Source organism: Pseudomonas sp. St386, from assembly GCF_018325865.1.
Classification (GTDB): Bacteria; Pseudomonadota; Gammaproteobacteria; order Pseudomonadales; family Pseudomonadaceae; genus Aquipseudomonas; species Aquipseudomonas brassicacearum.
The window spans coordinates 4,132,567-4,144,694 of the sequence record NZ_AP021900.1 but is presented as its reverse complement, the minus strand read 5'-3'; the positions used below and the strand labels follow the sequence as shown (position 1 = coordinate 4,144,694).

Below are 12,128 nucleotides of genomic sequence, written 5' to 3'. Positions count from 1 at the left end.
TTTATAGAGATATCAATGACAAAGGAAAAGTTGCTGGCCATGCCGGCGGATGACTACATGAATGCCGAGCAGCTGGCTTTCTTCACCAAGCTGTTGCAGAACATGAAAGTCGAAACCCACGAGCGCATCGAACAGAACCGAATCGCCATTGAGAGCCTGGATACCCCGGCTGACCCGGCGGACGCTGCTTCCGTAGAAGAAGAGCGTACCTGGCTGGTCAACGCCATCGATCGCGACCAGCGGATGCTGCCACAGTTGGAGCAGGCCCTGGACCGTATCAACGACGACAGCTTCGGCTGGTGCGACGACAGCGGCGAGCCGATCGGCCTCAAGCGCCTGCTGATCAGCCCGACCACCAAGTACTGCATCGAAGCCCAGGAACGTCACGAACAGATCGACAAGCACCAGCGTCAGGCCTGATTCGGGTTTTCCAAAAAAAGATCGCGACCTTTTGACGAAGGCCGCGATCTTTTGCTTTCGCCCGTGCTCGTTCGTCTAATCCCGTTGATCTGCTGCAAGAACGCGACTAATGGACCATGGATAATGGCTCTGTAGTGGCGTTTAATGCGGTTATAACAACGAGAATGTGGGTGACGAACATGGCGACAGACGGAACGCTGACGGGTGCGGTGCCGGCCTCGGTACCTGAGACAAAAAGCACGGCGCGCTGGCTGACGCCGACCTTGCAGAGTCTCGCCCTGGCATTGCTGTTGTGCGGCATGGCCCTGGGCGGCTGGTCGCTGTACCTGGGCCTGCCGCTGGTCATGCTCATCGTCTGGTTGCCGCGCCTGCGTTCGCGCGTGGCCGCGGCGCCCGCACTCGCGACCGACACACTGGCCGAGCTGACCCGCGACCTGTCCTACACCACCAGCCATAACGCGCTGTCAGCGGCCGGTGTCGCCTATTCGGTCAAGCAACTGGCCGGCAAGGTCCAGTCCCAACTCGACGCGGCGGCGCAGATCGTCAGCAATGCCGAATCGATGATCGCCACCGAGCAAGCCACTTCGCAACTCAGCCAGCAAGCCCTGAGCGCCGCCAGCGAGGCCCATCGCAGCAGCCTGGCCGGGCGCAGCGAGCTGGTGGAGTCCATCAGCCGCATGCACCAGCTCAGCCAGCGCGCAAACGACAGCCGCGAGTTGATCGAGGCCTTGAGTGTGCGCAGCGATGAAATCCAGCGGGTCAGCCTGGTGATCCAGTCGATCGCCAGCCAGACCAACCTGCTGGCGCTGAACGCGGCCATCGAGGCGGCGCGGGCCGGAGAGCATGGCCGTGGGTTCGCGGTGGTGGCCGATGAGGTTCGTGGCCTGGCCGGGCGCACGGCTGCGGCGACCGGCGAGGTCGGGGTGATGGTGGCCGACATCCAGCAGCGCACCGCCCAGGTGGTGGAGCAGATTCGTCAACTGGCCGCTGACCTGGACATTGGCGTGCAGCAGGTCGAGCATACCGGCCAGCATCTGGAAAACATCGCCCGGCTCGCCGCCGGCGTCGAAACCCAGGTCAGCGCCATCGCCGAAGGCACCGACACCAATCGCGAACAACTCGACAGCCTGTTCCACGCCATCGAGCAGATGCGCGGCGATCTGTCCATCAGCGACCAGCAGACCCAGCGCCTGGCCGAGGCGGCCGTGCAAATGGAAGGTCAGGCCGAAACCATCAGCGAACGCCTGGCCGAGGTGGGCCTCGACGATTATCACCAACGGGTCTACGACCTGGCACGGGAAGGGGCGAGCCAGATCGCTGCGCAGTTCGAAGCCGATATCGACCAGGGCCGTGTCAGCCTGGAGGACCTGTTCGACCGCAACTATCAGCCGATCCCCAATACCCAGCCAGCCAAATTCCAGACCCGCTTCGACCGCTACACCGACCAGGTACTGCCAGCGATCCAGGAGCCCTTGCTTGCCCGGCATGAGGGCCTGGTGTTTGCGATTGCCTGCACCCAGCAGGGCTACGTGCCGACCCATAACAAGGTCTTCAGCCAGCCGCTGACCGGCGATCCCCAGGTGGACACGCTGAATAACCGCACCAAGCGCAAGTTCTCCGACCGCACCGGGATCCGCTGCGGCAGCCACCAGCAACCTGTACTGCTCCAGACCTACACCCGCGATACGGGGGAGTTGATGCACGATCTCTCGGTTCCGATCATGCTCAAGGGACGTCATTGGGGTGGTTTGCGCCTGGGCTACAAACCCGAGAAGCCGCGCTAGGCTGTGGGAGCAAAGCTTGCTCGCGATGCAGGCGCCTCGGTTCCCTGGAAAACCGCGTCGTCTGCATCGCGAGCAAGCTTTGCTCCCACAGGTAAATCCCCCTCGCCACAAAAAGCGGTGGTGGCTCTTGAGGCTACTTGCCGTCGTGCAGACGCACGTTCAACTGATCCACCAGCACCGCCTCTTCGCCGTCGGCGAGCAGCCATTCCCGGAGCAGGTCTTTTTGCTGGTCCGACCAGAAATCGGCCTCCACCAGCTTGATCTCCGGGGCCAGCGGGTGGGCGATGATGAAATCGTCGATGGCCTTGTCGTCGGAGGGCAGGCCCAGTTGGTCGAACAGGGTCTTGAGTTCGTGGGAAGGTTGTTCCATGGGAGTCTCCTTTTGGCGGGGCGCCGTCGTGGCGCCTCGGTGCTTCCCTTTATCTGAGGCAAGCGGTCATCAGGAGTTCGATCGGGCTCAGGCTTTCAGGGCCCCTTCATCCACGGCGGCCTTCAACGCCTTGGCGGCTTCCCTGGCAGCCTCGGCAGCGATCTCCGCGGTCTTGAACCAGCGATCCTTCTCCACCTGGTGGCAACTGACGGTAGTCAAGGGTGGCTTGGCGCGCATAACGATGACGGCCTGGAACTCGCCTTCGACTTCTCTGGCTTCGCCCCGGATAAAAAATTCGCCGATATCAAATTCCGTCACGTCGCGCCTTCTCCTCGAAGTCATGCTATGGGTGCGCGATCCGTCGATGGGCGACGGCTTCGCTGGGCGGGCAGTATGGCAGCAGTTGCCCGTCGACGGCTGAGTTAAGTCATGGACGGGCATAGATGAGCTCAGGCGCTGCTTTCGAGACGCCTGGCCAAGTAGCAGGCTTCGTTATGATCGGTTCGGAAGCCTCTTACACGTCCGGTCGATGTTTCCTCAATGTGAAAAAAACACTTACCGGCCAAAACCACCCGATAACGCGGCTGTATCAACGAAATAGGCAGGCAATCGACCCCGTCGAAGCTGTCAGCTGTATCGACAATGCAAGGTGGAAAGGGGTGGGGCAGGGTTGTGAAAGTGGCCATGTGAATTCCTTTTCTATGGTTTACCGACGAATTGCCGAGTACTTCGAGTAGTCTCCACGCCTTCGGCTGCTCTAGAATCGGCAGTGTCGTGTGGACGGCTGCGCCTATCTAAAGCAATTTTTTTTGGGCTTGATGTCAGAAAAATGCTTTTTTAAGTGAGAAATTTCCCTAAAGTTAGTAGTCCCATCTTTTCCGATGCTCAGAGTGGCTTTTTCCTTCAGCCTCTGGCGACCCCCCGGGAAAGACGGCGAGAGCGGCAACCTTTAGTCTGCTCTCGGCCCGGGACAGGGCGCGCCGTTCACTTCGAATTTCAATTACAGGTCCATTACGACACTACAGTCGGCACGGGTTCTCGTGGTCCGTCCTTTGTGCAGGGCGGGCCTTTTTCAAAAATGGGGATGTTTCCTTGGCAGTAAGTAATCTCGACATGCATGCGTTATTCGTACTTGGTGACCTGCGGGCAAAACTGGTCAAACTCTTCCAGTCACGTTTCGTCTACATCACCGAGCAGACCGCCGAAGGTATTTATGTCGCCGAAATCGACACCGAGTCGGCCCTGGTGGTCGATGACAAGCCCAGGCTCGAACTCAAGGTCGGTGATCATTTTCGCGCAGCGGTGTTGCCCAGCCGCGAAGGTGGCAAGTTTGAAATCCGCTTTCGCGAAATCAAGCTGACGGTCTATGGCCTTGGCGATTACGCCTTCGTCACGACCCCCGGTGGTCAGGCAATCCTGTTCAAGGAAGGCCACAGCGTGGTGACCGTGTTTGCGGCCAACGAACAACTGCAAGAAGGCTTGACCAAGACCCTGAAGGCGGTCACCGCCAAGGCCGCCAAGTGGCGCAAGGGCGAACTGGTGACCTTCAAGGCCAGCGAGTGATCGCTTCCGGACCGCTGAAAAGCGCGTAGGCATCGGGCTTGCGGGGGGCTGTGCGCCCAAACCGCTGACAGTTTCGCAAGATCTCGCTGGAACCTCGGCTACAGTCAATTGACTGAACTATTCAGGGCTTGCGTTCGGTTACGCAGGGCCGTTCAGCTATTGCTGTATCTGGCATGAGGTGCAAAGCATGAAACGAGTTCGACAGTGGCTGGCTGCCTGGGCCACCTTCGCGGTGTTGGTTTCACCCCTTCCGGCGTCGGCCGCCACAGCGCCGATCCACTTTGCCGACTTGAACTGGGAAAGTGGCAGCCTGATCACCGATATCCTGCGGATCATCGTCGAAAAAGGCTACGGGTTGCAGACCGACACATTGCCGGGCACCACCATTACCCTGGAAACCGCCCTGGCCAATAACGACATCCAGGTGATCGGCGAGGAGTGGGCCGGCCGCAGCCCGGTGTGGGTCAAGGCCGAGGCCGAGGGCAAGGTGGTCGCCTTGGGCGATACGGTCAAAGGCGCGACGGAAGGTTGGTGGGTGCCCGAGTACGTCATCAAGGGCGACCCGGCCAAGGGCATCAAGCCCCTGGCGCCGGACCTTCGCAGCGTCGAAGACCTGGCGCGCTACAAGCATGTGTTCAAGGATCCGGAGAGCCCCGACAAGGGCCGCTTCCTCAACAGCCCCATTGGCTGGACCTCCGAGGTGGTCAACAAACAGAAGCTCAAGGCGTACGGCTTGTCTGACAGCTACGTGAATTTTCGCAGCGGTTCGGGGGCGGCGCTGGATGCGGAAATCAGTTCGACGATCCGCCGGGGCAAGCCGATCCTGTTTTATTACTGGTCGCCCACGCCACTGCTCGGGCGCTTCAAGCTGGTGCAGTTGCAAGAGCCACCGTTCGATGCCGAGGCCTGGAAAACCCTGACCGACGCCGATAACCCCAACCCGAAGCCCACCCGTTCACTGGCCTCGAAACTGTCGATTGGCGTGTCCGCGCCGTTCCAGAAGCAATACCCGGATATTGCCGAGTTCTTCAGCAAGGTCGATTTGCCCATCGAACCGTTGAACAAGGCCCTGGCCGACATGAGCGAGAAGCGCACGCCACCCCGCGAAGCCGCCGAGGCGTTCCTCAAGGCGCATCCGCAGGTCTGGCAGGCCTGGCTGCCCAAGGAGGTGGCGGACAAGGTCTCCGCCGGTCTGTAGGGCAGCGCGCGTGCCGGCAGGTTGAACTCTTGATCCTGGGCAATGAGTCATTCGCTGGAAACTGGCAACCTACGCCCGTCCAGCGAAATGCCAAATTCAAGCTAGGATGATTGTTCAACCTTTTTCAGGAGGCTGGCGAATGACGCTTTTATTGGCTCGGTCGCTGGTCGCAGTGTTTGCGACCATCAGCTTGATTCATATGTATTGGGCCCTGGGTGGGCGGTGGGCGACCAAGGCAGTGGTGCCTCAGGTGCCGGTGAAGCAGGGGGAGGCGTTGCGACCGGCGTTCGATCCTTCGGGCTGGCTGACCTTGCTGGTGGCCCTGGCACTGCTGATGGTGGCGCTGCTGGTGTGCCTGCGGGTCGGCCTGCTGGCGCAGCCGGTCACCCATCGGGCGTTGCAGTGGCTGATCAGCGCGATCGCCTTGCTGATGTTCGCCCGGGCCATTGGCGAGTCGGAGCTGGTGGGTTTCTTCAAGGAGGTCAAGGGCTCGACCTTCGCCAGGCTCGACACCTGGGTCTATTCGCCGCTGTGCGTGGTGCTTGGGGCCGGGTTGCTGACGGTGGCGTGGACCTGAGTTTCATATCGATCGTTCCCACGCTCCTGCGTGGGAACGTCGCCAGGGACGCTCCGCGTTCCGCTTCTGGAAGGTGACGCAGAGTGTCACGGGATGCATTCCCACGCGGAGCGTGGGAACGATCAACGTATCTGTCAGTCGTTTCGGCGACTGCTCACTTCCGCCGGCACATCATCCCCAGCCATGCGCTTGCGGAACAACGCCGCTCGGGCTAGCAGCAGGGTGGTCACCGGGACGGTGATGGACAACAGGATCGGTATCAGCCAGGCGTGCAACACCGGCCCGGATTTGAGCGCCGAAAAATACACGATCGAAGCCAGTGCCACGCACCAGGCGCCCAGTGTGGATGCCAGGGCCGGAGGGTGCATGCGCTGGAAGTAATCCTTCAACCGCACCAGGCCGATTGCCCCGGCCAGGGCGAAGAGGCTGCCGAGCACCAGCAGGATCGCCACCGGGATTTCCACCCACATCGACAGTTCGCCGGTCATTCGATCACCTCGCCACGCAGCAGGAACTTGGCCAGGGCAAACGAGCCGACAAAGCCGAACAGGGCGATCAGCAGGGCCGCCTCGAAGTAGGTGTCACTGGCGTAACGGATGCCCAGCACCAGCATCATCAGCATCGCCACGATGTACAGGTAGTCCAGGGCCAATACCCGGTCCTGGGCCGAAGGGCCCTTGAACAGCCGCCACAGGGTCAACACCATCGCCAGGGAGAACAGGAACAGGCTCAACAGGATCGCATTGGACAGCAAGGGGCTCATTGGAAAATCTCCATCAACGGGCGCTCGTAGGTGGCCTTGAAATGCGCGATGAATGACGCCTCGTCTTGCAGATCGAATACATGCATCAGCAGGATGCTGCGGTCCAGGGCCAGTTCCGACCAGACCGTCCCCGGAATCACCGTGGTGATCATCGACAGCGCGGCCAGGCCGTTGGCGTCGTGCAGGTCCAGCGGCACCTTGATGAACCGCGAGCGAGGCGGGCGGCGGCCAGCGTTGAGCACACCCCAGGCCACCGCCACGTTGGACACCAGCACATCACGGCCCACCAGCAGGAACAAGCGCAACACCACCCACGGTCGGCGGATACGGATGGGCCGTGGGCGCAACGGGCGCATCAGCAACGGGGCCAGGAAGCCTAGCGCAGCGCCGAGCAGCAGATGGCCGGCGCTGACGGACACGTTCAACACCAGCCACAGCAACCACAGCGCCAGGGACAACCACGGGGCGGGAAACAGGCGCTTCATGGCTGCACCTCTGACAAGGCGGCGCGGGTCTCTGGGTTGGGCACGGCGCGGGTGGCGAGTACCGACATCACATAATGTTCCGGGTTGTTCAGCGCATCGGCAGCGGATTGGGTGTAGCGCAGCAACGGCTCGGCCTTGAAAGTCAGGGCGATGCCCAGGCCCAGCAAAAGGATGATCGGCAGGCATTCGAACGGCCGCAGCAACGGCGATGGGCGTTCCTGGGGCGTCCAGAAACGTTGGATGCCCAGGCGTGAAAAGGCAATCAGCGAGGCCAGCCCAGAGAGGATCAGCAAGGCCAACAGGCCCCACGCCTGGTTTGATACCGACTCCCCGCCGCTGGCTCCGAAGCCTTGGGGATTGAGCAAGGCGCTCAGCAGGCTCAGCTTGCCGATGAACCCCGACAGCGGCGGCATGCCGATAATCAACAGCGCACAGAAGATAAAGCTCAAGCCAAGGAAGGCCATGGTCCAGGGAATCACCTGCCCGACCACGGCTTTCTGCTCGTCATCGAGGTTGATGCCCTTGGGCGGCTGCAAGGATTCCAGCGGTCGCGGCAACGTGTCGAAGTCGTCGTCCAGGGACAGTTCATTGGCTGAGCGCGAACGTTCGATCAGCTCGGCCAGCAAGAACAGCGCGCAGAGCGCCAGGGTCGAACTCACCAGGTAAAACAGCGCCGCGCCCACCAGGTTGGGTTGGGCGAAGCCGATGGCCGACAACAGGATCCCGGCCGAGACCAGGATGCTCAGGCTCGCCATGCGCTCCAGGCGTTGGGCCGCCAGAATGGCGATGGCGGCGCAGACGATGGTCGCCATGCCGCCGTAGACCAACCAGTCGGCGCCGAAATACGCCGAGGCGCCGGCCTGGCCGGAGAACAGCAACGTCCACAGGCGCAGGATCGTGTAGACGCCGACCTTGGTCATGATCGCAAACAGCGCCGCCACCGGTGCGCTGGCGGCACTGTAGGCCGGCACCAGCCAGAAGTTCAGCGGCCACATGCCGGCCTTGGCCAGGAACGCCACCGCAAGGATGCCTGCGCCGGCGTGCAGCAAGCCGCGGTCGGCCTCCGGCACCAGCGGGATTTTCAGGGCCAGGTCGGCCATGTTCAACGTGCCGGTGACGCCATAGATCAGCGCAGCGCCGATCAGGAACAACGACGAGGCCAGCAGATTGATGGAAATGTAATGCAGGCCCGACGACACCCGCGCCCGACCCGAACCGTGCAGCATCAAACCGTAGGAGGCCGCCAGCAGCACTTCGAAGAACACGAACAGGTTGAACAGGTCCGCCGTCAGGAAGGCCCCGTAGAGGCCCATCAACTGGATCTGGAACAGCGCATGGAAACTCGCCCCGGCGCGGTCCCAGCGGGCCATGGCGAAGAGCAGGGCGCTGACGCCGATGATGCCGGTCAGCACCAGCATCAGCGCCGACAGGCGATCGACCACCAGGACAATGCCGAACGGCGCCTGCCAGTTGCCGGGCAGGTACACACCAATGGACGCGGGCAGGGCCTGGTCCTGGGTCCAGTACAGCAACAGCACGGCGATGCCCAGGCCCAGCAGGCTGGAAAGCAGATTGATCCGTGCCTTGAGCGGGCGGTGTTTCTCGCCCAGCATCAGCATCAACGCAGCGGTCAGCAGCGGCAGCAGGATGGGCGCGGCGATCAGATGGGGCGTCAATATCATTCCTTGGGCTCCCGACCGTCCACATGGTCGGTGCCGGTCAGGCCCCGGGACGCCAGCAGCACCACCAGGAACAGCGCGGTCATGGCGAAGCTGATCACGATGGCGGTCAGCACCAGCGCCTGGGGCAGCGGGTCGGTGTAGTGCAGCAGGTCCTGGGGCACGCCGTCCTTGATGATCGGCTCCTTGCCGATGAACAGGCTGCCCATGCTGAAGATGAACAGGTTGACGCCGTAGGACAGCAGGCACAGGCCCATGACCACCTGGAAGGTCCGTGGCCGCAATACCAGCCAGACACCGGAGGCGGCCAGTACACCGATTGCGATTGCGATGACTTCTTCCATCAGGCGGTGGCTCCTTTGACGGGGGCGACGGGTTTGGCTTGCAGGCCAGGCTTATGGGCCCGTACCGATTGGTGCGCCAGGGCGGTGAGGATCAGCAGGGTGGAGCCGACCACCACGGCGTACACGCCGATGTCGAAAAACAGCGCGCTGGCCACATGGAGATCACCCAGCAGCGGTAATTCAAAATGCCAGGTGTGGGTGGTCAGGAACGGATAACCCACGGCCATCGCCCCCAGGCCCGTGGCGGTGGCGAACAACAGCCCGGTGCCCATCCAGCGCAGCGGTCGCAGGCTCATTTGCGCCTCGACCCACTGGGTGCCGGCAACCATGTACTGCAGGATGAACGCCACCGACATCACCAACCCGGCCACGAAGCCGCCACCGGGTTGATTGTGGCCACGCATGAACAGGTAGAACGACACCACCAGGGCGATCGGCAGCAGCAGGCGCACCAGCACCGACGGCACCATCATGAAACCCAATGCGGTGTCGCTGGCATGGCGCGGGTTGACCAGGTCGGTGACCACGTCCGGCGCCAGCAGGCGTTGTTGTGCCGGCAGCTGCATGCTTTCCTTTGGCGGGCGGAAACGTCGCAGCAGGGCGAACACCGCCAGGGCCACCGCCACCAGCACGGTGATTTCCCCGAGGGTGTCGAAGCCGCGGAAGTCCACCAGCATCACGTTCACCACATTGCTGCCGCCGCCTTCGGGCAGGGCCCGGCTCAAGTAGAACGAAGAAATGTCGTTGGGCGTCTGGCGCGTGAGCATCGCATAGGACAACAGCGCCATGCCGCCGCCGACGGCGCTGGACAGCAGCAAGTCCCGCAGGCGCCGGATGCGCGCGCGCCGCTCGCTGTTGGGCAGCGGCGAGACGTCCTCGATCCGCCGTGGCAGCCAGCGCAGGCCCAGCAGGATCAGCACGGTGGTGACCACTTCCACCACCAGCTGCGTCAAGGCCAGGTCGGGGGCGGAGAACCAGACGAAGGTCACGCAGGTCATCAGGCCGCAGACGCTGACCATGGTCAGGGCCGCGAGCCGGTGGTACTTGGCCTGCCAGGCCGCGCCCAGGGCACAGGCGATCGCCAGCAGCCACAGGGTGACGAAGACGATGGAGCCGGGGATCTTCGGCCGGTCGCCCCAGACCAGCGTGCTGTGCAGCATCGGGATCAGCCCGGCGAGCACCGCAGCGAGGACCAGCCAGAACAACTGGGCCTGCAGGCGGCGGGTGCTGATCCGTCGTTCCAGGCGCCGGCCCTGGCGCATCATCAGCACCAGGCAACGTTCGAACAGGCGCTTGCCGCTGAGTCGGCCAATGAGCGGCGGGTGCTTGATGTGCCCTTGCCGGAACTGATTGCGCAGCAGCAGGTACAGGACGATGCCGCCGGACATGGCCACCAGGCTCATGATCATCGGTGCATTCAGGCCGTGCCAGATCGCCAGGCTGTAGTCGGGCAGCGTGCCGCCCACCACCGGCAACGCGGCGGCCGCGAGCAGCGAGCCGACCACCTGGGCCGGAAAAATCCCCACCAACAGGCAGGTGAACACCAGCAACTCCACTGGCGCGCGCATCCAGCGCGGTGGTTCGTGAGGGGTATGGGGCAGGTCGGTGGCGGTGGGGCCGAAGAACACATCCACGGTGAACCGCAAGGAGTAGGCGACGCTGAAGGTCCCGGCGATGGTGGCGATGATCGGCAGCGCCAGTTCGACCCAGGCCGTGGCGGAAATGAACACGGTCTCGGCGAAGAACATTTCCTTGGACAGGAAACCGTTGAGCAACGGCACCCCGGCCATCGCCGCGCTGGCGACCATGGCCAGGGTCGCGGTGAACGGAATCAGCCGTACCAGGCCGCTGAGCTTGCGAATGTCGCGGGTGCCGCTTTCGTGGTCGATGATCCCGGCGGCCATGAACAGCGACGCCTTGAAGGTGGCGTGGTTGAGGATATGAAACACCGCCGCCACGGCCGCCAGTGGACTGTTCAGGCCCAGCAGCAGGGTGATCAGCCCGAGGTGGCTGATGGTGGAGTAGGCCAGCAGGCCCTTGAGGTCGTTCTGGAACATCGCGCAGTAGGCGCCAAGCAGCAACGTACAGGCCCCCGCGCCGCCGACGATGTAGAACCATTCTTCACTGCCCGACAGCGACGGCCATAACCGCGCCAACAGGAACACCCCGGCCTTGACCATGGTCGCCGAGTGCAGATACGCCGACACCGGCGTGGGGGCTGCCATGGCATGGGGCAGCCAGAAGTGGAACGGAAACTGAGCGCTTTTGCTCAAGGCGCCGATCAGGATCAGCGGCAACAGGATGGGGTAGAGGGCATGGGCACGGATCAGGTCGCCAGCGGCGAGGACCTTGTCCAGCTCATAGCTGCCCACCACATGGCCGAGCAGCATCACCCCGGCCAACAGGCAAAGCCCGCCAGCCCCGGTCACCATCAACGCCATGTAGGCACCGCGTCGAGCGTCGGCGCGGTGGTGCCAGTAACCGATCAGCAGGAACGAGAACAGGCTGGTCAGTTCCCAGAAAAACACCATCTGGATCAGGTTGCCGGAGATCACCAGCCCGAGCATGGCGCCCATGAATGCCAGGAAAAACGCGAAGAAGCGCGGCACCGGATCATCCGGCGACATGTAGTAGCGAGCATACAGCGACACCAGCGTGCCGATGCCCAGCACCAGCAACGAAAACAGCCAGGCGAACCCGTCCAGGCGCAATACGAAATCCAGGCCCAGGCTGGGCAACCAGGTGTAGTGCTCGCGGATCACGCCGCCGTCGGCGATCTGCGGGTACAGCAAGGCCACCTGAACCGTGCCGGCCAGGGCGACGAGGCCGGCCAGCAGTGATTCGGCGTTACGGGCGTTATGCGGCAGCAGCGCCGCGACACAGCTGCCGATGAAGGGCAAAAGCAATAGAACTATCAGTGACATAGGCTTCTATTCGGCGGGAGG

The 12,128-nt window shown here is 62.8% G+C and carries 13 protein-coding genes; 5 read left to right on the top strand and 8 right to left on the bottom strand.

The annotated features are described in order from the left end of the window. Nucleotides 1-15 precede the first annotated feature (15 nt). Both KI235_RS18085 and KI235_RS18080 read left to right on the top strand, forming a co-directional pair. Nucleotides 16-420 carry a TraR/DksA C4-type zinc finger protein gene (locus KI235_RS18085; RefSeq protein ID WP_003202859.1) on the top strand — a complete coding sequence of 135 codons (405 nt, stop codon included), beginning with the start codon at nt 16-18 and terminating at the stop codon, nt 418-420. A gap of 179 nt (nt 421-599) precedes the next feature. Continuing rightward, nucleotides 600-2,204: a methyl-accepting chemotaxis protein gene (locus KI235_RS18080; protein WP_027911834.1), complete on the top strand. Its 1,605-nt coding sequence runs from the start codon at nt 600-602 to the stop codon at nt 2,202-2,204. Nucleotides 2,205-2,337: 133 nt separating this feature from the next. Here the strand turns inward: KI235_RS18080 and KI235_RS18075 are convergent, their stop codons facing one another. Continuing rightward, complete coding sequence (locus KI235_RS18075) at nt 2,338-2,574, bottom strand: DUF2789 family protein (protein WP_003202855.1); 237 nt, start codon at nt 2,572-2,574, stop codon at nt 2,338-2,340. Between the two features lie 87 nt (nt 2,575-2,661). Continuing rightward, nucleotides 2,662-2,892 carry a hypothetical protein gene (locus KI235_RS18070; protein ID WP_003202853.1) on the bottom strand — a complete coding sequence of 77 codons (231 nt, stop codon included), beginning with the start codon at nt 2,890-2,892 and terminating at the stop codon, nt 2,662-2,664. 795 nt (nt 2,893-3,687) lie between these two features. Here KI235_RS18070 and KI235_RS18065 point away from each other — a divergent pair. The 3 genes from KI235_RS18065 to KI235_RS18055 all read left to right on the top strand — a co-directional run bounded on the left by KI235_RS18065 (nt 3,688) and on the right by KI235_RS18055 (nt 5,912). Then, entirely contained in the window at nt 3,688-4,137 is a 450-nt protein-coding gene (locus KI235_RS18065) for a hypothetical protein (protein ID WP_003202850.1), read from the top strand. 187 nt (nt 4,138-4,324) lie between these two features. After that, nucleotides 4,325-5,335, top strand: coding sequence for an ABC transporter substrate-binding protein (locus KI235_RS18060; RefSeq protein WP_003202848.1), 1,011 nt, complete (start codon nt 4,325-4,327; stop codon nt 5,333-5,335). Nucleotides 5,336-5,474: 139 nt separating this feature from the next. Then, entirely contained in the window at nt 5,475-5,912 is a 438-nt protein-coding gene (locus KI235_RS18055; protein WP_003202845.1) for a DUF3995 domain-containing protein, read from the top strand. 134 nt (nt 5,913-6,046) lie between these two features. On the opposite strand, the gene KI235_RS18050 is transcribed toward KI235_RS18055, so the two are convergent. Genes KI235_RS18050 through KI235_RS18025 form a run of 6 tightly spaced genes read right to left on the bottom strand, consistent with a single transcriptional unit; the run spans nt 6,047 to nt 12,107 of the window. Further along, nucleotides 6,047-6,400, bottom strand: a complete 354-nt coding sequence (locus tag KI235_RS18050) for a Na+/H+ antiporter subunit G (protein WP_003202843.1) — start codon at nt 6,398-6,400, stop codon at nt 6,047-6,049. Continuing rightward, nucleotides 6,397-6,675, bottom strand: a complete 279-nt coding sequence (locus KI235_RS18045; RefSeq protein WP_003202841.1) for a K+/H+ antiporter subunit F — start codon at nt 6,673-6,675, stop codon at nt 6,397-6,399. Before KI235_RS18045 ends, KI235_RS18050 begins: the two co-directional genes overlap by 4 nt. Continuing rightward, nucleotides 6,672-7,160 (bottom strand): Na+/H+ antiporter subunit E, encoded by a 489-nt coding sequence (locus tag KI235_RS18040; RefSeq protein ID WP_013693584.1) that lies wholly within the window; start codon nt 7,158-7,160, stop codon nt 6,672-6,674. The genes KI235_RS18045 and KI235_RS18040 overlap by 4 nt, the downstream gene beginning before the upstream one ends. Then, the gene (locus KI235_RS18035; RefSeq protein WP_003202838.1) at nt 7,157-8,842 is read right to left on the bottom strand and encodes a monovalent cation/H+ antiporter subunit D; all 1,686 of its coding nucleotides are present in this window, start codon (nt 8,840-8,842) and stop codon (nt 7,157-7,159) included. Before KI235_RS18035 ends, KI235_RS18040 begins: the two co-directional genes overlap by 4 nt. Beyond that, a complete protein-coding gene (locus KI235_RS18030) occupies nt 8,839-9,183 on the bottom strand; it encodes a Na+/H+ antiporter subunit C (protein WP_003202835.1) in 345 nt (114 codons plus the stop codon). The genes KI235_RS18035 and KI235_RS18030 overlap by 4 nt, the downstream gene beginning before the upstream one ends. After that, a complete protein-coding gene (locus KI235_RS18025; RefSeq protein WP_003202830.1) occupies nt 9,183-12,107 on the bottom strand; it encodes a monovalent cation/H+ antiporter subunit A in 2,925 nt (974 codons plus the stop codon). Before KI235_RS18025 ends, KI235_RS18030 begins: the two co-directional genes overlap by 1 nt. Nucleotides 12,108-12,128 lie beyond the last annotated feature (21 nt).